The organism is Streptomyces flaveolus (genome assembly GCF_014648815.1).
GTDB classification, from domain to species: domain Bacteria; phylum Actinomycetota; class Actinomycetes; order Streptomycetales; family Streptomycetaceae; genus Streptomyces; species Streptomyces flaveolus.
In genome coordinates, this window is the sequence record NZ_BMRV01000011.1 from 231,457 (window position 1) to 251,900 (window position 20,444).

Genomic DNA, 20,444 nt, shown 5'->3' on the forward strand with positions numbered 1-20,444 from the left:
GTGAGAGCGGTGTACCGGATTCCCGATCGCCGGGTGGGGGAGCAGGATGGAGCGGGGACCCGTGACCCCGCCGGAGCAAGAAGAGAACGAGCAAGTGGAGCACCGTGATACGCCTGCGATGGCCGCGTCGGATGCCGGTCGACCCCTACATCCTGCTGCTGCTCGCAACGGTGGGCCTCGCGGCACTGCTGCCGGCCCGCGGGGCGGGCGCCGACGTCGCCTCCGGGGCCTCCACGGTCGCGATCGCGTTCCTCTTCTTCCTGTACGGCGCCCGGCTCTCCACCCGTGAGGCGATGGACGGGCTGCGGCACTGGCGGCTCCACGTCACCGTGCTGGCCTGCACCTTCGTCGTCTTCCCGGTGCTGGGCCTGGCGGCCCGCGGGCTCGTCCCGGTCTTCCTGACCGACCCCCTCTACCAGGGGCTGCTCTTCCTCACCCTGGTCCCCTCCACCATCCAGTCGTCGATCGCCTTCACCTCCATCGCCCGCGGCAACGTGCCCGCCGCGATTTGCGCGGGCTCCTTCTCCTCGCTTGCGGGCATCGTCGTCACACCGTTGCTGGCCGCGGCTCTGCTCGGCAGCGGCGGGGGCGGGTTCTCCGCCGACTCGGTGGTCGAGATCGTGCTGCAACTGCTGGTGCCGTTCGTCGCCGGACAGGTGCTGCGCCGCTGGATCGGGGGGTTCGTCGCCCGGCACAAGAAGGTGCTCGGCCTCGTCGACCGCGGATCGATCCTCCTCGTCGTCTACACCGCGTTCAGTGAGGGCATGGTGCAGGGCATCTGGCACCAGGTGAGCCCGGTCCGGCTGGCCGGCCTGCTGGTCGTGGAGGCGGTGCTGCTCGCCGTGATGCTGCTGCTGACCTGGTACGGGGCCAGGGCGCTGGGCTTCGGCCGGGCCGACCGGATCGCCATCCAGTTCGCCGGGTCCAAGAAGTCCCTCGCCTCCGGCCTGCCCATGGCGAGCGTCCTGTTCGGCGCGCACGCCTCGCTGGCCGTGCTGCCGCTGATGCTCTTCCACCAGATGCAGCTGATGGTGTGCGCGGTCATCGCCAAACGCCGTGCGCACGACCCCGACGCCCCGGCTGCGGACGAGCCGGCCACCGCGTCACGGACGGCCGTCGGCACGGGGGCACGCTCCCGCTGAGCCGCGTCCGGCAGGACGTCTCAGGGGACGAGGACGACCTTCCCGAGGTTGCTGCGCGACTCGACGGCCTCGTGCGCCTTCGTCGCCTCCTCCAGTGGGAACCTCCCGTGCACGGCGGGCCGGAGCACCCCCTCGGCGAACAGCCGCCACAGTTCCCGGCGCCACGTCTCGTACAGCTCCGGCTGCTCGCGGGCGATCCGCGCCAACTGGAATCCCGTCACCGACCTGGCGCCCACCAGCAGGTCGTACGCCCGGACGGTCCCGCCGCCCGAGCTGTACGCCACCAGCCGGCCGCCCGGGGCGAGGGCGGCGACGGCGGGGGTGAGCAGGCGGCCGCCCACCCCGTCGAGGACGTAGTCGACGGGCTCGCCCCAGTCGTCGTCGCCGTAGACCACGACGTCGTCGGCGCCCAGGGAGCGCACGAAGTCCGCCTTGGCCGGGTCGGAGACGGCGCCCACGACGCGGGCCGCGCCGCGTGTCCGCGCGAGCCGCACGGCCAGCTGGCCGACCCCACTGGCCGCGGCCGTCACGAGCGCCGACTCGCCCGGCCGGGGCTGGGCGGCCGACAGGGCGCCGAGCGCCACCAGACCGCTGCGGACCAGCGCGACCGCGTCGATCGCACCGGCACCGTCGGGCACCGGCGAGGCCATCTCCTGGCGCAGGACCGCGAAGTCGGCGTAGCCGTGCCCGAAGCAGAGCCCCGTCACCCGGTCGCCCGTCCGGACGCCGGTCACGCCCTCCCCGGCGGCCACCACCTCCCCGGCGACCTCGCCGCCGAGCGGGATCGGCTCGGCGGCCTCGGTGACCTTGCGGACCACCGGCAGGGTGACGCCGACGGCCTCGCAGCGCACCAGCAGCTCACCCGGGCCCGGCTCCGGGACGGGCGCCTCCTCCAGGAACAAGGGGCCCTTGGCGGACGCGTACCGGACACGGCGCATCGCCGCACCTCCAGAAGTCGTCGAAGTCGTTGGGAGTCCCAACGATAGGGAAGAGTCGTGGGGAAGTCCAACGATTTTTGGATAGGATGGCCCCATGGCCGACGCACCGCTTCCCCACATCCGTTCGCTGCCCAGCTGGCAGCTGGGCAGGGCCGCCGCCCGTGGCCGGGCCCTGGTGGCCGAGGCGCTGGCCGCGGAGGGGCTGAAGATGTGGCACCACGTGGTGCTCTCCGCCGTCCGCGATCTCGCCCCCGTCGCCCAGGCCGACCTGGGCCGCGGCATCGGGCTCGACCCGAAGGACCTGGTCGGCGTCCTCAACGATCTGCAGGCGGCCGAGCTCGTCGTCCGCGCCCCGGACCCGGACGACCGCCGCAAGAACGCGGTGTCCCTCACCGAGGAGGGCGGCCGGGTGCTCGCGCGGTGCGAGAAGGCGGCCCGCGCGGCCAACGACGAGCTGCTCGCGCCGCTCACGGCGCAGGAGCGGACGCGGTTGCTGGACATGGTCCGGCGGGTCGCCGGCATCGACGCCGACGGCTGACCGCCGGCGCCCGGGCCCGGGTGTGGGCGGGGGTGGGCCGGATGAGGCGGGGCCCCTGCGGCGCAGGGGGCGCTCCCCGCCGTTCGGGGCCCCGCCGCCGTGCCGCGGAGAGGTGGGTCAGCCCTGGGCGGCCGCGGCCCGCAGGGCGACGCGGTCCTCGCCCGCGTACACGTTCATGGAGGTGCCGCGCAGGAAGCCCACCAGCGTCAGCCCGGTCTCGGCGGCCAGGTCCACCGCCAGCGAGGACGGCGCCGACACCGCCGCGAGCACCGGGATGCCCGCCATCACGGCCTTCTGCGCCAGCTCGAAGGAGGCCCGGCCCGACACCAGCAGCACGGACCGGGACAGCGGCAGGTCCCCGTTCTGCAGGGCGCGCCCGACCAGCTTGTCGACCGCGTTGTGCCGGCCCACGTCCTCCCGCACGTCCACCAGCTCACCGTCCTCGGTGAACAGGGCCGCCGCGTGCAGGCCGCCGGTGCGGTCGAAGACCCGCTGGGCTGCGCGCAGCCGGTCGGGCAGGCTCGCCAGCAGCTCCGGAGTGACGCGCACCGGGGGAGCGTCGGCGATCGGCCAGCGGGCCGTGGTGCGCACCGCGTCCAGACTGGCCTTGCCGCACAGGCCGCAGGACGAGGTCGTGTAGACGTTGCGCTCCAGCGTGATGTCCGGGACCGGCACGTCCGGGGCCGTCTTCACGTCGACCACGTTGTAGGTGTTGGAGCCGTCGACGGTGGCGCCCGCGCAGTACACGATGTTCTGGAGGTCGTCCCGCTCGGCCAGTACACCCTCGCTGACCAGGAAACCGGCCGCCAGCGCGAAGTCGTCGCCCGGTGTGCGCATGGTGATCGCGAGGGGTTTGCCGTTCAGCCGGATCTCCAGCGGTTCCTCGGCCACGAGCGTGTCCGTGCGGGTGGAGACCGCCCCGTCCCGTATGCGGATCACCTTGCGTCGTTCCGTGACTCGTCCCATGTCCGTGCCCCTCGTACCGGTCAGTCCCGGTTCTGTACGTGCTGGTAGCCGAAGCGGCCCTTGATGCACAGGTTGCCGTGGGTCACCGGGTTGTCGTGCGGCGAGGTGACCTTGACGATCTCATTGTCCTGCACGTGCAGGGTCAGATTGCAGCCGACACCGCAGTACGCGCACACCGTGGTCGTCTCCGTCTGCCGTGCCTCGTCCCAGGTACCCGCCGCCCGCATGTCGAACTCCGACTTGAAGGACAGCGCCCCGGTGGGGCACACCTCGATGCAGTTGCCGCAGTAGACGCAGGCCGAGTCCGTCAGCGGGGCGTCGTGCTCGACCGAGATGCGGGCGTCGAAGCCCCGGCCCGAGACGGAGATGGCGAAACTGTTCTGCCACTGGTCGCCGCAGGCGTCCACGCACTTGTAGCAGAGGATGCATTTGGCGTAGTCGCGCACGTACAGCTCGTTGTCGATCCTCGGCTGTTCGTCGACGCGTGCCGCGTCCGGGCCGAATCGGTCCGGCTTCGCCTCGTACTCCTTGATCCAGTCGGCCACCCGGGGGGTGGTGGACAGGTCGACGGAGGACGCGAGCAGTTCGAGGACCAGCTTGCGGCTGTGCCGGACCCGCTCGGTGTCCGTCCTGACCACCATGCCCGGCACCGCCTCGCGCGAGCAGGCCGGAACGAGGGGCCGGGAGCCCTCCACCTCCACCACGCACACCCGGCAGGCGTTCTTCGGGGTGAGCGTGTCGCCCTCGCACAGGGTGGGCACGTCCTTCCCGGCGGCCCGGCAGGCGTCGAGGACGGTGGAGCCCTCCGGTACCCGCGCCTCCTGTCCGTCGACGGTGAACTCCACCAGCCGGCGCGGCACACCCAGCGGTATCGCGGTCACTTGTAGGCCCCCAGACGGTCGACGGCGGATTCGACGGCGTTCCACGCGGTCTGCCCCAGACCGCAGATCGAGGCGTCCCGCATCGCGCGGCCGACGTCCCGCAGCAGGGCGATGTCGCCGGCGGCGCCGGCACCCGTGCGGTCCACGATCCGCCGCAGCGCCTCCTCCTGCCGCACGGTCCCGACCCGGCACGGCACGCACTGCCCGCACGACTCGTCGCGGAAGAACTCGGCGATGCGCAGCAGCAGGCGGGGGAGCGGCACCGTGTCGTCGAAAGCCATGACGACGCCCGAGCCGAGGGTCGTGCCCGCCTCGCGCGTGCCCTCGAAGGTGAGCGGGACGTCCAGTTCGTCGGGGCGTACGAAGCCGCCCGCGGCCCCGCCCAGCAGGACCGCCCGCAGTCCGTCGCGCACTCCGGCGAGGGTGAGCAGCTCGCCCAGCGTCGCGCCGAACGGCAGCTCGTAGACGCCGGGGCGGTCCACGCTGCCCGACACGCAGAACAGCTTCGGCCCGGTGGACGTCGCCGTGCCGATCGCCGCGTACGCCGGGGCGCCCAGGGTGAGGATCGGCAGCACGTTGACCAGGGTCTCGACGTTGTTCTCCACCGTGGGCTTGCCGAACAGGCCCTTCTCCACCGGGAACGGCGGCTTGGAGCGCGGCTCGCCCCGGTAGCCCTCGATGGAGTTGAACAGGGCCGTCTCCTCGCCGCAGATGTAGGCGCCCGCGCCCCGCCGGATCTCGATGTCGAAGGCGTAGCCCTGCCCGAGGACGTCGTCGCCGAGCAGTCCGCGGGCGCGGGCCTGCGTGATCGCGTGGGTGAGGCGGGCCAGGGCGCGGGGGTACTCGCCGCGCAGGTAGAGGTAGCCCTTGTGCGCGCCGGTGGCGTACCCGGCGATCGTCAAGGCCTCGACGAGCGCGTACGGGTCGCCCTCCATGAGGACGCGGTCCTTGAAGGTGCCCGGCTCGGACTCGTCGGCGTTGCAGACGACGTAGTGGGGGTGGTCGGGCTGGGCGGCGGTGGCCTGCCACTTGCGGCCGGTGGGGAAGGCGGCGCCGCCGCGGCCGAGCAGGCCGGAGTCGGTGACCTCGCGGATGACACCGGCCGGGCCGAGGGCGAAGGCGCGGCGCAGGGCGGTGTAGCCGCCGTGGGCGCGGTAGTCGTCGAGGGAGGTGGGATCGACGGTGCCGATGCGGGTGAGGAGGGTGAGGGTGGGGGTGCCGGCCTGGGGGACCGCCGTCGCGGGGGTGGGTTCGGCGGGGGCCGATTCGGGGTGGGTGGCCGCTCGGACTGCCGCGTCCGGGGTCGCGGGGGCGCAGACCGCCGTCGCGTGGAGGGTGTTCCGCCCCCGCCGCCCCTTCCCCTTCCCGTTCCCGTTCCCGGGGGCTGCCGCCCCCGGACCCCAGCTGTCGGCCTGGACGGCCTCGTCCTCGCACGCCGGACGGGCTGAGATGTCCCCGGCGTGGGCTGGGACGCCGGCCCGGAACACCAACGCCGCCGGGGCCCGCTCGCACAGGCCCAGGCACGGGCTGCGTTCGACCTTCACCCCGCTCTCCGGGCCCAGCCGCGCCTCCACGTCCGCGCACAACCCGGTCGCCCCCGCCGCCGTGCACGCCAGGTCGGTGCAGAGGTGGAGCACCGTCGCCGGGCGGGGGCGGACGGAGAACATCGCGTAGAAGGTGGCGACGCCGTACGCCTCGGCCGGCGGTACCGTCAGGCGCCGGCACAGGTAGTCCAGGGCGCCCTCGCTGATCCAGCCGACGCGGTCGTTGAGCGCGTGCAGTCCCGGCAGCAGCAGGTCGCGCCGGTCGCGGGCCTCGCGTCCGCCGCGGGCCCACCGGAGATCCGCGTCGGTGCGGTCGGCGCCCTCCCAGGCGGACTCGGGCGGGCCGAGCAGGGCGTCGACGGCCGCCCGTTCCTCGTCGGTGGGCTTGCTGTCACCGAAGTGCAGGTCCACTGGTGCTCACCTTCTCGATCCGGATCGCCGAGGCCTTGAACTCCGCCGTCCCCGCGATCGGGCAGTTGGCCTCGATGGTCAGTTGGTTGGTGTCCACCTCGTCGGGAAAGTGGAAGCTCATGAAGGCGAGCCCGGGACGCAGCGCGGTGTCGACCCAGACCGGCGCGATCAGCGAGCCGCGCCGCGAGGTCACCCGCACCTCCTCGCCGACCGCCACCCCATAGCGTTCCGCGTCCTCCGGGCACAGCTCGACGGCCTCCCCGCGCCGCAGCGGAGACGCGTAACTACCGCTCTGCACACCGGTGTTGTAGGAGTCGAGTCGCCGGCCCGTGGTCAGGCGGATCGGGTACTCCTCGTCGGTGAGGTCCACGGGCGGGTCGTGCCGGACGATACCGAAGGGTGCGAGGGGGCCCCGCCGGGCCGGGTCGGGGTCCCACAACCTGCCGTGCAGGTAGGGCGGTTCCAGTTCCTCCGTGCTCGGGCACGGCCACTGGATGCCCTGGTGCTCCGTCAGACGCGCGTACGTCATCCCGTGGTGGTCCGGGGAGAGGGAGCGCAGTTCGTTCCACACCGTCTCGGCGTCCGGGTACTTCCAGTCGTGGCCGAGCCGCGCCGCCAGGGCGCACAGGATGTCGATGTCCTCGCGGGCCTCGCCGGGCGGGGTGACGGCCCTGCGGACGCGCTGCACGCGCCGCTCGCTGTTGGTGGTGGTGCCCTCCGTCTCCGCCCAGCCGGCGGTCGCCGGGAGGACCACGTCGGCCAGCTCGGCGGTCTTCGTCAGGAAGATGTCCTGGACGACGAGGAAGTCCAGCGCGCCCAGCCGGCGCACCGCCTGTTCGCTGTCCGCCTCCGACTGCGCGGGGTTCTCGCCGATGCAGTAGACGGCCTTCAGCGTGCCGTCCTCCATCGCCTCGAACATCTCCGTCAGGGTCATGCCGTAGTGCGGCTGGACGACCGTGTCCCACGCCGACTCGAACTTGAGCCGTACGTCCGCGTCGAGGATGTCCTGGAAGCCCGGCAGCCGGTTGGGGATCGCGCCCATGTCGCCGCCGCCCTGCACGTTGTTCTGGCCGCGCAGGGGCTGCAGCCCGGAACCGTAGCGGCCGACGTGGCCGGTCAGCAGGGACAGGTTGATCAGCGCACGGACGTTGTCGGTGCCGTTGTGGTGCTCGGTGATGCCGAGCGTCCAGCACAGCTGGGCGCGCTCGGCGCGGGCGTAGGCATGGGCCAGCTCGCGGACGGCGGCGGCCGGTACGCCCGTCACCTTCTCGGCGAGGGACAGCGTCCACGGCTCGACGAGGGCCTTGTACTCCTCGTACCCGGTGGTCGCCCGGGCGACGAACGCCTCGTTGACCAGCCCGGCGTGGATGATCTCGCGGCCCACCGCGTGCGCCAGCGGGATGTCGGTGCCGACGTTGGGGCCGAGCCAGCTCTCCGCCCATTCGGCGGTGCTCGTCCGCCGGGGGTCGACCGCGTACATGCGGGCGCCGTTCCTGATGCCCTTCAGTACGTGCTGGAAGAAGATCGGGTGCGCGAAGCGGGCGTTGGAACCCCACATCACGATGACGTCCGTGTGCTCGATCTCCTCGTACGAGGACGTCCCGCCGCCGGAGCCGAAGGCGGCCGACAGACCCGCGACGCTCGGCGCGTGGCAGGTGCGGTTGCAGGAGTCGACGTTGTGGGTGCCCATGACGACCCGGGCGAACTTCTGCGCCACGTAGTTCATCTCGTTGGTCGCCCGGGCGCAGGAGAACATCCCGAACGCGCCGCGCGCCGCCGCCAGGCCACGGGCGGCCCGGTCCAGGGCCTCGTCCCAGGTCGCCCGGCGGAAGGGCTGGTCGCGGGAGTCCCGCACCAGCGGGTGGGTGAGGCGGGTGTAGGTCCTCGGGCCGCGGTCGCGCCCCTTGCGGTCGGCTTTCCTCATGCGGCACTCCTCAGCGCGAGCAGGTCCGACAGGGCGTGCACGGTGCGCAGGGTGGGCACCTCGACGCCGGTGATCTCCGCCAGTTCGACGACGGCCGCGAGCAGGACGTCGAGTTCCAGCGGCTTGCCGCGCTCCAGGTCCTGGAGCGTGGAGGTGCGGTGGTCGCCGACCTTCTCGGCGCCCGCGAGCCGGCGTTCGATGGAGACGCCGACCTCGCAGCCGAGGGCCGCGGCGACCGCGAGCGTCTCGGTCATCATGGTCTCGATGACCTGCCGGGTGCCGCCGTGCAGGCACATCTGCCGCATGGTGGCGCGGGCCAGCGCGCTGATCGGGTTGAAGGAGATGTTGCCCAGCAGCTTCAGCCAGATGTCGGCCCGCAGGTCCGGCTCGACCGGGCACTTCAGCCCTCCCGACCGCATCGCCTCGCTGAACGCCAGGCAGCGCTCCGAGACACCGCGGCCGGGCTCCCCGATCGAGAAGCGGGTGCCTTCGACGTGCCGGACGACGCCCGGCTGTTCGAGTTCGGTGGCCGCGTAGACGACGCAGCCGACGGCCCGTTCGGGCGCGAGCACCGCACTGACCGCGCCGGCCGGGTCCACACTCTCGAGGCGGCGCCCGTCGTACGGGCCGCCGTGCCGGTGGAAGTACCACCAGGGAATGCCGTTCTGCGCGGCCACGACGGCCGTGGTGTCGTGCAGCAGCGGCTCGATCAGCGGCCCGCACGCCGCGTACGAGTTGGCCTTCAGACCCAGGAAGACGTAGTCGACCGGGCCCACTTCGGCCGGGTCGTCGGTGGCACGCGGATGCGCGGTGAAGTCGCCGCGCGGGCTGCGCACCCGTACTCCGTACTGCCTCATGGCCGCCAGGTGCGGTCCACGGGCGATGAGGTGGACGTCGGCGCCCGCACGGTGGAGCGCGGCGCCGACGTAGGCGCCGATCGCCCCGGCGCCGAGGACTGCGACTTTCATGACGGGGGAGCTCCGTTCGGTCGAGGGATACCGAGGAACTGCGGGCCGGGACGTGCCGGGCGGCCCTGTGTCGACGAAATATTGTCTACAGTATGGAGGTTGTCCCAGCAAGGCTCCGGGCAAGGCTTGGTGCAAGCGACGTTGGTTGTCCCCTCAACTGTCTTCTCAACCGTGGTTCGGCTGCCTACGGTTGGGGACTCATGAGTCCCCCCATGGCACCCCAGGGCTGGAGCCGCTGGCTCGTTCCCCCCGCCGCCCTCTCGGTCCACCTCTCCATCGGCCAGGCCTACGCCTGGTCCGTGTTCAAACCGCCCCTCGAATCCGCGCTCGGCATCAGCGGCACGCAGAGCGCGCTGCCCTTCCAGCTCGGCATCGTCATGCTCGGCCTGTCCGCCGCGTTCGGCGGCACCCTCGTGGAACGGCACGGGCCGCGCTGGGCGATGACCGTCGCCCTGGTCTGCTTCTCGTCCGGCTTCCTGCTCTCCGCGCTCGGCGCCGCGGTGGAGCAGTACTGGCTGATCGTCCTCGGCTACGGCTTCGTCGGCGGGATCGGCCTCGGCATCGGCTACATCTCGCCGGTCTCCACGCTGATCAAGTGGTTCCCCGACCGGCCGGGCATGGCCACCGGCATCGCCATCATGGGCTTCGGCGGCGGGGCGCTCATCGCCTCGCCCTGGTCGGCCCAGATGCTGGAGTCCTTCGGCGCCGACAACTCGGGCATCGCGCTGGCCTTCCTCGTGCACGGTCTGACGTACGCCGTCTTCATGCTGCTGGGCGTCCTGCTGGTACGGGTGCCGCGCCCGAGGGAAGGCGCCGACGGCGGCCCGGACGGGGCCCGGGGTGCGCAGGTCTCGGCGCGCGACGCGGTGCGCACCCCGCAGTTCTGGCTGCTGTGGGTCGCGCTGTGCATGAACGTCACCGCCGGTATCGGCATCCTGGAGAAGGCCGCGCCGATGATCACGGACTTCTTCGCCGACACCTCCACCCCCGTGTCGGCCACGGCCGCCGCCGGGTTCGTCGCGCTGCTGTCGGCGGCCAACATGGCGGGACGGCTCGGCTGGTCCACGGCCTCCGACCTGATCGGACGCAAGAACATCTACCGCGTCTACCTGGGCGCCGGCGCGCTGATGTACACGCTCGTCGCCCTGTTCGGCGACACCTCCAAGCCCTTGTTCGTCCTGTGCGCCCTCGTCCTCCTCTCCTTCTACGGCGGCGGCTTCGCCACCGCGCCCGCCTACCTCAAGGACCTCTTCGGCACCTACCAGGTCGGCGCGATCCACGGGCGGCTGCTCACCGCCTGGTCCACGGCCGGCGTCCTCGGGCCGCTGATCGTCAACTGGATCGCGGACCGGCAGGAGGAGGCCGGGCGGCACGGCCCGTCCCTGTACGGGCTGTCGTTCGTCATCATGATCGGACTGCTGGTCGTCGGCTTCGCCGCCAACGAACTCATCCGCCCGGTCCACGCCCGCCACCACATGCCCGCCCCCGTGCAGAAGGAGACCGCCGATGTCCCCCGACAGCAGCCAGAGTCCGCCTGACCTGCCCGACCGGCGTCCGCTGATCGCGTTCACCTGGCTCTGGGTAGGGGCGCCGCTCGCCTACGGGCTGTACGAACTCGTCCGGAAGGCGACCCAGCTGTTCACCGGATGAGGGGAAGGGCGCCCCGGATGCTGACCGAAGCCGACAAGGCGGGCGCCCGTTTCCTGTCGCATCACCTGCCGACGTACTCGCCGGTCACTCATCACACTGGTGGATCCCGTCCCCGAGGCAACGAGGATTCCATCCATGCACGGCTCGCGCATCACCGCCGTCGGCCACTACCAGCCCGCCGGGACTCTCACCAACGAGGACCTGGCGGGCATGGTCGACACCAGCGACGAGTGGATCAGGAGCCGGGTGGGCATCCGTACCCGCCGCATCGCCGGACCCGACGAGCCGGTCGACGAGCTGGCCGGCCACGCCGCCGCGAAGGCGCTCGCCGCGGCCGGGCTGACTCCCGCGGACGTGGACCTGGTGCTGGTGGCCACCTCCACCGCCATCGACCGCTCGCCGAACATGGCGGCCCGGGTGGCGGCCCGCCTCGGCATGCCCGGGCCCGCCGTGCTGGACCTCAACGTCGTCTGCGCCGGCTTCACCCACGCCCTGGCCACCGCCGACCACGCCGTCCGGGCCGGTTCGGCGAACCGCGCCCTCGTCATCGGCGCGGACAAGATGTCCGAGGTGACCGACTGGACCGACCGCACCACCTGCGTGCTCGTCGGCGACGGGGCGGGGGCCGCCGTCGTGGAGCCCTGCGCCCCGGGCGAGGACGCGGGCATCGGCCCGGTCCTGTGGGGCTCGGTGCCCGAGATGGGCAACGCGGTCCGCATCGAGGGCACGCCCCCGCGGTTCGCGCAGGAGGGGCAGAGCGTCTACCGCTGGGCGACCACCAAACTGCCCGCCATCGCGCGCCGGGCCTGCGAACGCTCCGGACTCGAGCCCGCCGACCTCGCCGCCGTCGTCCTGCACCAGGCGAACCTGCGCATCATCGAACCCCTCGCCGCGAAGATCGGCGCCGTCAACGCGGTCGTCGCCCGGGACGTCGTGGAGTCCGGCAACACCTCGGCGGCGAGCATCCCCCTCGCCTTCTCCAAGCTCGTCGAACGCGGCGACATCGCGGCCGGGGACCCGGTGCTGCTCTTCGGGTTCGGCGGCAACCTCTCCTACGCCGGGCAGGTCGTCCGCTGTCCGTGACGCGGCGTGGGCCGGCTCAGGCCGCGGTGTGACGTGGCCGACACTCCCGGCCCCGGCCTCCGTGCGCCGTAGACTGTAGACGAAAGACAATCGATACTTGGCGTACTGCTCGTGCCGTCCGTCGAGGGGGACCGATGTTGTCCGCAGGACTGCCGCAGGGCGCGGTGCCCAAGCTCGAACGGCCCGGCCCGCTGCGCGACCGTGTCTACGAGGCACTGCTCGAACTCATCACCACGCGTGCCCTCCAGCCCGGCCAGCATCTCGTCGAGAGCGAGCTCGCCGGCCATCTCGGAGTGTCCCGTCAGCCCGTGCGGGAGGCACTCCAGCGGCTCAACACCGAGGGCTGGGTCGATCTGCGCCCCGCGCAGGGCGCGTTCGTGCACGAGCCGACCGAGGAGGAGGCCGACCAGCTGCTGACCGTCCGTACGCTGCTGGAGGCCGAGGCCGCCCGGCTCGCCGCCGCCAACGCCGGCACGGCGGGCGTGGCCGCGCTGGAGGAGCTCTGCGCGGAGGGGGAGCGGGCCGTCGCCGCCGACGACGTGGACGCCACCGTCGTCCTCAACGCCCGCTTCCACGCGACGATCATGGAGCTGGCCTGCAACACCGTGCTCGCCGAGCTCGCCGCGCAGGTCGACCGCCGGGTCCGCTGGTACCACACACCGGTCGCCCGGCAGCGCGGCATGCAGTCCTGGATCGAGCACCGCGAGCTGATCGCCGCCATCGGCGACCGCGACGAACAGCGGGCGACACGGCTGATGCGCGAGCACACGGAGCACACGCGGCGCTCGTACCACGAGCACCGCACCTCCTGAGACCGCCTCCAAGACCCAGACGTCACCAGGCCGCCCGGCGCACCGACCGGGCGGCCTCGTCGTGCCCGGCCACCGGGCCCGCCGCACGCCTTTGTCCTCTCAGTGGAGAAAGTTGGCAGCAATTCATGCGCGACTTCTTCCCACACCGGGCGCCCACTGCTACGTTCCCTCCGAAAGCAAGCCACGGATGTGGCCGGAAAACCGGTACACTCAAGCCGATTGAGGCGGGGAGGGGTTCGTGAGACGCATGACGGCACGACCTGCGAACGCCCATCAGGCCCGGCTGCTGCAGCTGTTGCGTGACGGCGGCCCCAACTCCCGCGCCCAGCTCGGCGACCAGGTCGACCTGTCCCGGTCCAAGCTGGCGGTCGAGGTGGACCGGCTGCTGGAGACCGGGCTGGTGGTGGCCGACGGACTCGCCGCCTCGCGCGGCGGCCGCCGTTCCCACAACGTCCGCCTCAACCCCGAACTCCGCTTCCTCGGCGTCGACATCGGCGCGACGTCGATCGACCTCGCGGTCACCAACGCCGAGCTGGAGATCCTCGGGCACATCAACCAGCCCATGGACGTACGCGAGGGACCGGTCGCGGTCTTCGAGCAGGTGCTGTCCATGGCCGCCAAGCTGCGGGCCTCGGGGCTCGCCGAGGGCTTCGACGGCGCCGGCATCGGCGTCCCGGGACCGGTCCGCTTCCCCGAGGGCGTGCCGGTCGCGCCGCCGATCATGCCGGGCTGGGACGGCTTCCCCGTGCGGGAGGCGCTCAGCCAGGAACTCGGCTGCCCGGTCATGGTCGACAACGACGTGAACCTGATGGCGCTGGGGGAGCAGCACGCGGGCGTCGCCCGCACCGTCGCCGACTTCCTCGTCGTCAAGATCGGCACCGGCATCGGCTGCGGCATCGTCGTCGGCGGTGACGTCTACCGAGGGACGACCGGCAGCGCGGGCGACATCGGCCACATCCAGGCCGTGCCCGACGGACGCCCCTGCGCCTGCGGCAACCGGGGCTGCCTGGAGGCGCACTTCAGCGGCGCCGCACTGGCCCGCGACGCCACGGAGGCCGCCCAACAGGGCCGGTCCGCCGAACTCGCGACCCGGCTGGAGGCGGGCGGGGCCCTCAGCGCCGCCGACGTCGCCGCCGCGGCCGCCGCGGGCGACGCCACCGCACTCGACCTGATCCGGGAGGGCGGCCGCAGCACCGGCCAGGTCATCGCCGGCCTGGTCAGCTTCTTCAACCCCGGTCTGGTCGTGATCGGCGGCGGGGTGACCGGCCTCGGGCACAACCTGCTCGCCGCGATCCGCACGCAGGTCTACCGCCAGTCGCTGCCGCTCGCGACCGGCAACCTGCCCATCGTCCTCGGGGAGCTGGGCCCCACCGCCGGCGTCATCGGCGCGGCCCGGCTGATCAGCGACCACCTCTTCTCACCCGCGTAGGCACCACCCGCCTCCCGAGCTCCACCAGTACAGCGCTCTGCCCTGCCCTGCCCTGCTCTGCCCTGACACCGGCCCGCATGCCCGCCGAGGGGACCTCACATGGCACCAGAACCACCGCTGCTCAGCATGTCCGGCATCACCAAGTCGTTCCCCGGAGTCCGGGCCCTCGACGGCGTCGACCTCGACGTCCAGGCCGGCGAGGTGCACTGCCTGCTCGGCCAGAACGGGGCCGGCAAGTCCACCCTCATCAAGGTGCTCGCCGGCGCCCACCAGCCCGACACCGGCACCATCCGCTGGCGCGGCGAGGACGTCACCCTGCGCTCGCCGATCGCGGCGATGCGCCTCGGCATCGCCACCATCTACCAGGAACTCGACCTGGTGGAACACCTGTCGGTCGCCGAGAACGTCCACCTCGGCCACGAGCCGACCACCGCCGGATTCGTCGTCCGCGGGCGCGCGGCCCGGGCGTCGACCGCCCAGCTGCTGGAGCGGCTCGGACACCCCGAGGTCGACCCCGGGCGGCTGGTCGGTGACCTGTCGGCGGCACAGCAGCAGATCGTGTCCATGGCGCGGGCGCTCTCCCACGACGTTCGGCTGATCGTGATGGACGAGCCGTCCGCCGCCCTCGACCCGGACGAGGTCGACAACCTCTTCCGCATCGTCGCCGACCTCACCGCCGACGGCGTCGCCGTCGTCTACATCTCGCACCGGCTGGAGGAGATCCGCCGCATCGGCGACCGGGTCACCGTCCTGAAGGACGGCCGGGCCGTCGCCGGCGGGCTGCCCGCCGAGTCGACCCCGACCCGCGACGTGGTCGCGCTGATGACGGGACGCAACGTCGAGTACGTCTTCCCCGAGCGGCCGGCCTCGCCGCCGGCGGCGGACCCCGTACTGAGCGTGCGGGGGCTGGCCCGGGACGGCGAGTTCGCCCCGCTCGACCTGGACGTCCGCCCCGGCGAGATCGTCGGCCTGGCCGGGCTGGTCGGCTCCGGCCGCTCCGAGATCCTGGAGACGGTCTACGGGGCCCGCAGGGCGAGCGCCGGACAGGTCCTCGTGGAGGGCCGCCCGCTGCGCCCCGGCAGCGTGCGCGCCGCCGTCCGCGCCGGACTCGGGCTCGCCCCCGAGGAACGCAAGGCGCAGGCCCTGCTGATGCTGGAGTCCGTCACCCGCAACGTGTCGGTCTCCGCCATGTCCCGCTTCTCCCGCGCCGGCTGGATCGACCGCGGCGCCGAACTGGGCGCGGCCCGCGCGGCCACCCGCGAACTGTCGCTCAGGCCGGACAACCCGTCCGTGCCCGTGCGCACCCTGTCCGGCGGCAACCAGCAGAAGGCGGTCCTCGCCCGCTGGCTGCTGCGCGGCTGCCGGGTCCTGCTCCTGGACGAACCCACCCGCGGCGTCGACGTCGGCGCCCGAGCCGAGCTCTACGCGGTCATCCGCCGCCTCGCCGACGAGGGCCTCGCCGTCCTGCTGGTCTCCAGCGAGGTGCCCGAGGTGCTCGGCCTCGCCGACCGCGTGCTGGTGCTGCGCGAGGGCCGCGTCGTGCACGAGGCCCCCGCCCGCGAACTCGACGAACACCGCGTACTCGACCTCGTGATGGAAGGAAGCCCGGCGTCATGACGCAGCACGTGTCCCCGCCACGGGGCGGCACCGGCAAGGCGGCACCGGTGGACGGTCCGCCCGCCTGGCGGAGCCTGACGGCCCGCGCCGACCTGCGCACCCTGAGCCTGCTCGGCGTGCTCGCCGTACTGGTCCTCATCGGCGGCATCACCCAGCCCGACTCGTTCCTCGACACCCGCAACCTGCAACTGGTGCTCACCCAGGCGTCCGTGATCGGCGTCGTCACCGTCGGCATGACCTTCGTGATCGTCTCCGGCGGCATCGACCTGTCCGTCGGCGCCATCGTCGCCCTGTCGTCGGTGTGGGCGACCACCGTCGCCACCCAGGAGTACGGCTTCGCCGGCATCCTGTTCACCGCCGTCATCGTCGGAGTGGGCTGCGGGCTGGTCAACGGCGTGCTCATCGCGTACGGCGCGATGGTCCCGTTCATCGCCACCCTCGCCATGCTGGCCTCGGCACGCGGCCTCGCGTTGCAGATCACCGACGGCCGCACCCAGGTCGTCACCGTGCCCAGCGTGCTGGACCTCGGCGAGCGCGACTCCTATGTACTGGGCGTCCCGCCGCTGGTCCTGGTGTTCGCGGCCGTCACCGTCATCGGCTGGCTGCTGCTCAACCGGACCACCTTCGGCCGCCGCACCGTCGCCGTCGGCGGCAACGCGGAGGCCGCCCGGCTCGCCGGCATCGACGTCCGCCGCCAGCGGCTCTACCTCTACCTGCTGTCCGGGCTGTGCTGCGGCATCGCCGCCTTCCTCCTGATCGTCCTGGCCGGCTCGGGCCAGAACACCAACGGCAACCTCTACGAACTCGACGCCATCGCCGCCGCGATCATCGGCGGCACGCTCCTCACCGGAGGGCGCGGGACCATCGTCGGCTCCGTGCTCGGCGTCCTCATCTTCACCACGATCACCAACATCTTCGCCCTGAACAACCTGCAGAGCGACGTCCAGCAGATCGCCAAGGGAGCGATCATCGTCGCCGCCGTGCTGGTCCAGCGCCGTACCGCGAGCACGACCTGAGGAAAGGGTTCGCCACCATGCAGCAACTCAACGCGAGTCGCAGAGGACTGCTCTTCGGAGCCGCCGCCGTCTCCGCCGGTGCCTTCCTCACCGGCTGCACGAGCAACGAGAGCAGCGACGACGAGAAACCGGCCGCGAACGACCAGCCGGCCGCCGACGACAAGCCGGGCAAGGCCGTCACCATCGGCTACGCCGGCCCGCAGGCCGACCACGGCTGGCTCAACGCCATCAACGACAACGCCAAGAAGCGCGCCGAGAAGTACTCGGACGTCACCCTCGAGGTCACCGAGGGCTCCAACGACACGGCCGCCCAGATCGGCCAGATCGAGACCCTGATCAACAAGAAGGTCGACGTCCTCGTGGTGCTGCCCGCCGACGGCAAGGCACTCACCCAGGTCGGACTGAAGGCGATGCGCGCCGGCATCCCGGTCGTCAACCTCGACCGCATCTTCAACAGCCCCCAGGCCTACCGCTGCTGGATCGGCGGCGACAACTACGGCATGGGCCTCAACGCCGCCCACTACATCGGCGAGAAGCTCAAGGACAAGCCGGACGCCAAGGTCATCGAGCTGGCGGGCCTGGACAACCTGGAGCTGACCCAGCAGCGCACCCAGGGCTTCGACGACGGCCTCAAGAACTACCCGAACATCAAGAAGGTGGCCCGCCAGGCCGCCGAGTTCACCGTCGAGTCCGGCCAGGCCAAGATGGCCCAGCTCCTCCAGGCACAGTCGCAGTTCGACGCGCTGTGGAACCACGACGACGACCAGGGCGTGGGCGCGCTGCGCGCCATCGAGCAGGCGGGCCGCGACGACTTCCTGATGGTCGGCGGCGCCGGGGCGCTGTCCGCCTTCCAGGCCATCAAGGCGGACAGTGGCGTCCTGAAGGCGACCGTGCTGTACCCGCCGACCATGGCCGCCTCCGCGATCGACCTGGCCCGTGCGCTCGGCCAGGGCAAGGGGATCGGCGGACTCGCCGAGTTCGAGATCCCGTCGACGGTCACCTGCTACTCGGCCGTCGTCGACAAGGAGAACGTGGACCAGTACATGTCCACCGGCTTCAAGTGAGGCCCGCCGCCCCGGCAGCGGCCTGACCAGCCGGCCGGGGCGGGGCCCACCCCCCACCGCGCCACCACGACGAGGAGGACATCCGCATGGGACAGCCGCAGCAGCCCGAGGGGGCCGGGGCGGACGCAGCAGCGACCGGTACCGGTGCCGGTACCGGCGACACGGCCACGGGGGCATCCGCGACCAGACCGCCGCTGCGCGTCGGCATGGTCGGCTACGCCTTCATGGGCGCAGCCCACTCCCAGGGCTGGCGCACCGCCGGCCGGGTCTTCGACCTGCCGCTGAACCCGGTCATGACCGCCATCTGCGGCCGGGACGCCGACGCCGTCCGCACGGCGGCCGACCGGCACGGCTGGGCGAGCACCGAGACCGACTGGCGGACCCTGGTGGAACGGGACGACATCGACCTCGTCGACATCTGCACCCCCGGCGACAGCCACGCCGAGATCGCGCTGGCCGCGCTCGCCGCCGGCAAGCACGTCCTGTGCGAGAAACCCCTCGCCAACACCGTCGCCGAGGCGGAGGCGATGACCCGGGCCGCCGAGGAGGCGGGCGCGCGCGGGCAGCTGGCCATGGTCGGCTTCAACTACCGCCGGGTGCCCGCCACCGCGCTGGCCCGGCGCATGGTCGCCGAGGGCCGCATCGGCCGGCTGCGGCACGTGCGGGTGACGTACCTCCAGGACTGGCTGGTGGACCCGCAGGCCCCGCTGACCTGGCGGCTGCGCAAGGAGCTGGCCGGCTCCGGCTCGCTCGGCGACCTGGGCGCGCACATCATCGACCTCGCCCAGTACCTGACCGGAGAGCGGCTGGCCGGCGTCTCCGCCCTCACCGAGACCTTCGTGCGGGAGCGTCCGCTGCCCGGCGGCGCGGCGCGGGGCCTGTCCGCCACGTCGGCGGCCGGCACGGGGGAGGTCACCGTGGACGACGCCGCCGTGTTCACCGGCCGCCTCACCTCCGGCGCCCTCGCCTCCTTCGAGGCCACCCGGTACGCCACCGGCCGCAAGAACGCCCTGCGCATCGAACTCAACGGCGAGCGCGGCTCGCTCGCCTTCGACCTGGAGCGGCTCAACGAGCTGTCGTACCACGACGGCACCGAGCCGGGGGAGCACGCCGGTTTCCGCCGCATCCTCGTCACCGAGCCCGAGCACCCCTACCTGGACGCCTGGTGGCCGCCGGGCCACGGACTGGGCTACGAGCACTCCTTCGTCCACCAGGCGCGCGACCTCGTCCACGCGGTCGCCGAGGGCCGCAGGCCCGACCCCTCCTTCGCCGACGGGCTGCAGGTGCAGCGTGTGCTCGCGGCCGTGGAGGAGAGCGCCGAGAAGAACTCCGTCTACACCCCCGTCGCCATCACGTCGACCGTCGTCTGAGGAGGCCAGAAGCGCATGCCGCGCAACTTCACGCTGTTCACCGGGCAGTGGGCCGACCTGCCCCTGGAGGAGGTCTGCCGGCTCGCCCGCGACTTCGGCTACGACGGCCTCGAACTCGCCTGCTGGGGCGACCACTTCGAGGTCGACAAGGCCCTCGCGGACCCGTCCTACGTGGACTCCCGCCACCAGTTGCTCGACAAGTACGGCCTGAAGTGCTGGGCGATCTCCAATCACCTGGTCGGGCAGGCCGTCTGCGACGCCATCATCGACGAACGCCACCAGGCCATCCTGCCCGCCCGGATCTGGGGCGACGGCGACGCGGAGGGCGTCCGGCAGCGTGCCGCCGCGGAGATCAAGGACACCGCGCGCGCCGCCGCCCGCTTCGGCGTCGACACCGTCATCGGCTTCACCGGCTCCGCCATCTGGCACTTGGTCGCCATGTTCCCGCCGGCGCCCGAGTCGATGATCGAACGCGGTTACCAGGACTTCGCGGACCGCTGGAACCCCATCCTGGACGTCTTCGACGCCGAGGGCGTGCGGTTCGCGCACGAGGTCCACCCCAGCGAGATCGCCTACGACTACTGGACCACGCAGCGCGCCCTGGAGGCGGTGGACCACCGGCCCGCGTTCGGCCTCAACTTCGACCCCTCGCACTTCGTGTGGCAGGACCTCGACCCGGTCGGCTTCCTGTGGGACTTCCGTGACCGGATCTACCACGTCGACTGCAAGGAGGCCCGCAGGCGCCTCGACGGCCGCAACGGCCGCCTGGGCTCCCACCTGCCGTGGGGCGACCCGCGGCGCGGCTGGGACTTCGTGTCGGCCGGGCACGGCGACGTCCCCTGGGAGGACGTCTTCCGCATGCTGCGCTCCATCGACTACGGGGGCCCGGTCTCCGTCGAGTGGGAGGACGCCGGCATGGACCGGCTCCAGGGCGCTCCCGAGGCCCTGACCCGGCTCAAGGCGTTCGACTTCGAGCCGCCCAGCGCGTCCTTCGACGCCGCGTTCAACAGCTGATCCACGCGTCCGACGCCAGGTCGGCACGGGGGCCGGGACATCCGCCGGCCCCCGGTCCGACCTGCCCGGACACGGCT

The 20,444-nt window shown here is 72.4% G+C and carries 18 protein-coding genes; 12 read left to right on the forward strand and 6 right to left on the reverse strand.

Translation table 11 applies throughout. The features are described from left to right. Positions 1–131 precede the first annotated feature (131 nt). A complete protein-coding gene (locus IEZ05_RS24750; protein WP_373298844.1) occupies positions 132–1,142 on the forward strand; it encodes a bile acid:sodium symporter family protein in 1,011 nt (336 codons plus the stop codon). Positions 1,143–1,162: 20 nt separating this feature from the next. Here the strand turns inward: IEZ05_RS24750 and IEZ05_RS24755 are convergent, their stop codons facing one another. Then, positions 1,163–2,080, reverse strand: coding sequence for a quinone oxidoreductase family protein (locus tag IEZ05_RS24755; protein ID WP_189232435.1), 918 nt, complete (start codon positions 2,078–2,080; stop codon positions 1,163–1,165). Between the two features lie 94 nt (positions 2,081–2,174). On the opposite strand from IEZ05_RS24755, the gene IEZ05_RS24760 reads away from it, so the two are divergent. Next, positions 2,175–2,618, forward strand: a complete 444-nt coding sequence (locus IEZ05_RS24760; protein ID WP_189232436.1) for a MarR family winged helix-turn-helix transcriptional regulator — start codon at positions 2,175–2,177, stop codon at positions 2,616–2,618. 117 nt (positions 2,619–2,735) lie between these two features. On the opposite strand, the gene fdhD is transcribed toward IEZ05_RS24760, so the two are convergent. The 5 genes from fdhD to IEZ05_RS24785 are packed head-to-tail and all read right to left on the reverse strand — an operon-like array spanning position 2,736 to position 9,312. Continuing rightward, positions 2,736–3,584, reverse strand: a complete 849-nt coding sequence (gene fdhD, locus IEZ05_RS24765) for a formate dehydrogenase accessory sulfurtransferase FdhD (protein WP_189232437.1) — start codon at positions 3,582–3,584, stop codon at positions 2,736–2,738. A 20-nt stretch (positions 3,585–3,604) separates the two neighbouring features. Beyond that, on the reverse strand, positions 3,605–4,465 hold the full coding sequence (locus IEZ05_RS24770) for a 2Fe-2S iron-sulfur cluster-binding protein (protein ID WP_189232438.1): 861 nt from the start codon (positions 4,463–4,465) through the stop codon (positions 3,605–3,607). Beyond that, positions 4,462–6,420 carry an NADH-ubiquinone oxidoreductase-F iron-sulfur binding region domain-containing protein gene (locus IEZ05_RS24775; protein ID WP_189232439.1) on the reverse strand — a complete coding sequence of 653 codons (1,959 nt, stop codon included), beginning with the start codon at positions 6,418–6,420 and terminating at the stop codon, positions 4,462–4,464. Before IEZ05_RS24775 ends, IEZ05_RS24770 begins: the two co-directional genes overlap by 4 nt. Continuing rightward, positions 6,401–8,344, reverse strand: a complete 1,944-nt coding sequence (locus tag IEZ05_RS24780; RefSeq protein WP_189232440.1) for a molybdopterin oxidoreductase family protein — start codon at positions 8,342–8,344, stop codon at positions 6,401–6,403. Before IEZ05_RS24780 ends, IEZ05_RS24775 begins: the two co-directional genes overlap by 20 nt. Next, positions 8,341–9,312, reverse strand: coding sequence for a 2-dehydropantoate 2-reductase (locus IEZ05_RS24785; RefSeq protein WP_189232441.1), 972 nt, complete (start codon positions 9,310–9,312; stop codon positions 8,341–8,343). Before IEZ05_RS24785 ends, IEZ05_RS24780 begins: the two co-directional genes overlap by 4 nt. Positions 9,313–9,512: 200 nt before the next feature. Between IEZ05_RS24785 and IEZ05_RS24790 the strand changes: the two genes are divergently transcribed. From IEZ05_RS24790 to IEZ05_RS24835, 10 genes are all read left to right on the forward strand, one after another. Further along, complete coding sequence (locus IEZ05_RS24790; protein WP_189232442.1) at positions 9,513–10,850, forward strand: OFA family MFS transporter; 1,338 nt, start codon at positions 9,513–9,515, stop codon at positions 10,848–10,850. Then, positions 10,819–10,962: an MFS transporter small subunit gene (locus tag IEZ05_RS24795; protein ID WP_189232443.1), complete on the forward strand. Its 144-nt coding sequence runs from the start codon at positions 10,819–10,821 to the stop codon at positions 10,960–10,962. Before IEZ05_RS24790 ends, IEZ05_RS24795 begins: the two co-directional genes overlap by 32 nt. A gap of 135 nt (positions 10,963–11,097) precedes the next feature. Further along, entirely contained in the window at positions 11,098–12,045 is a 948-nt protein-coding gene (locus IEZ05_RS24800; RefSeq protein WP_189232444.1) for a beta-ketoacyl-ACP synthase III, read from the forward strand. A 134-nt stretch (positions 12,046–12,179) separates the two neighbouring features. Continuing rightward, on the forward strand, positions 12,180–12,857 hold the full coding sequence (locus IEZ05_RS24805) for a GntR family transcriptional regulator (RefSeq protein WP_189232445.1): 678 nt from the start codon (positions 12,180–12,182) through the stop codon (positions 12,855–12,857). 247 nt (positions 12,858–13,104) lie between these two features. After that, entirely contained in the window at positions 13,105–14,286 is a 1,182-nt protein-coding gene (locus tag IEZ05_RS24810) for an ROK family transcriptional regulator (protein WP_189232446.1), read from the forward strand. A 99-nt stretch (positions 14,287–14,385) separates the two neighbouring features. Beyond that, positions 14,386–15,903, forward strand: a complete 1,518-nt coding sequence (locus tag IEZ05_RS24815) for a sugar ABC transporter ATP-binding protein (protein WP_189232447.1) — start codon at positions 14,386–14,388, stop codon at positions 15,901–15,903. Further along, on the forward strand, positions 15,900–16,919 hold the full coding sequence (locus IEZ05_RS24820) for an ABC transporter permease (protein ID WP_189232448.1): 1,020 nt from the start codon (positions 15,900–15,902) through the stop codon (positions 16,917–16,919). The genes IEZ05_RS24815 and IEZ05_RS24820 overlap by 4 nt, the downstream gene beginning before the upstream one ends. A 17-nt stretch (positions 16,920–16,936) precedes the next feature. Continuing rightward, entirely contained in the window at positions 16,937–17,983 is a 1,047-nt protein-coding gene (locus tag IEZ05_RS24825; RefSeq protein WP_189232449.1) for a substrate-binding domain-containing protein, read from the forward strand. An 86-nt stretch (positions 17,984–18,069) separates the two neighbouring features. Next, complete coding sequence (locus IEZ05_RS24830) at positions 18,070–19,353, forward strand: Gfo/Idh/MocA family protein (protein ID WP_189232450.1); 1,284 nt, start codon at positions 18,070–18,072, stop codon at positions 19,351–19,353. Between the two features lie 15 nt (positions 19,354–19,368). Then, positions 19,369–20,367, forward strand: coding sequence for a sugar phosphate isomerase/epimerase family protein (locus IEZ05_RS24835; RefSeq protein WP_189232451.1), 999 nt, complete (start codon positions 19,369–19,371; stop codon positions 20,365–20,367). Positions 20,368–20,444: the final 77 nt, after the last annotated feature.

Bases quoted from the DNA above. Each gene is read 5' to 3' on its own strand.
- IEZ05_RS24790 (WP_189232442.1), top strand. From the start codon at position 9,513: ATGAGTCCCCCCATGGCACCCCAGGGCTGGAGCCGCTGGCTCGTTCCC.
- IEZ05_RS24800 (WP_189232444.1), top strand. From the start codon at position 11,098: ATGCACGGCTCGCGCATCACCGCCGTCGGCCACTACCAGCCCGCCGGG.
- IEZ05_RS24780 (WP_189232440.1), bottom strand. From the start codon at position 8,344: ATGAGGAAAGCCGACCGCAAGGGGCGCGACCGCGGCCCGAGGACCTAC.
- IEZ05_RS24750 (WP_373298844.1), top strand. From the start codon at position 132: ATGCCGGTCGACCCCTACATCCTGCTGCTGCTCGCAACGGTGGGCCTC.
- IEZ05_RS24830 (WP_189232450.1), top strand. From the start codon at position 18,070: ATGGGACAGCCGCAGCAGCCCGAGGGGGCCGGGGCGGACGCAGCAGCG.
- IEZ05_RS24825 (WP_189232449.1), top strand. From the start codon at position 16,937: ATGCAGCAACTCAACGCGAGTCGCAGAGGACTGCTCTTCGGAGCCGCC.
- IEZ05_RS24805 (WP_189232445.1), top strand. From the start codon at position 12,180: ATGTTGTCCGCAGGACTGCCGCAGGGCGCGGTGCCCAAGCTCGAACGG.
- IEZ05_RS24820 (WP_189232448.1), top strand. From the start codon at position 15,900: ATGACGCAGCACGTGTCCCCGCCACGGGGCGGCACCGGCAAGGCGGCA.
- IEZ05_RS24785 (WP_189232441.1), bottom strand. From the start codon at position 9,312: ATGAAAGTCGCAGTCCTCGGCGCCGGGGCGATCGGCGCCTACGTCGGC.
- IEZ05_RS24815 (WP_189232447.1), top strand. From the start codon at position 14,386: ATGGCACCAGAACCACCGCTGCTCAGCATGTCCGGCATCACCAAGTCG.
- IEZ05_RS24760 (WP_189232436.1), top strand. From the start codon at position 2,175: ATGGCCGACGCACCGCTTCCCCACATCCGTTCGCTGCCCAGCTGGCAG.
- IEZ05_RS24810 (WP_189232446.1), top strand. From the start codon at position 13,105: ATGACGGCACGACCTGCGAACGCCCATCAGGCCCGGCTGCTGCAGCTG.
- IEZ05_RS24795 (WP_189232443.1), top strand. From the start codon at position 10,819: ATGTCCCCCGACAGCAGCCAGAGTCCGCCTGACCTGCCCGACCGGCGT.
- fdhD (WP_189232437.1), bottom strand. From the start codon at position 3,584: ATGGGACGAGTCACGGAACGACGCAAGGTGATCCGCATACGGGACGGG.
- IEZ05_RS24835 (WP_189232451.1), top strand. From the start codon at position 19,369: ATGCCGCGCAACTTCACGCTGTTCACCGGGCAGTGGGCCGACCTGCCC.
- IEZ05_RS24755 (WP_189232435.1), bottom strand. From the start codon at position 2,080: ATGCGCCGTGTCCGGTACGCGTCCGCCAAGGGCCCCTTGTTCCTGGAG.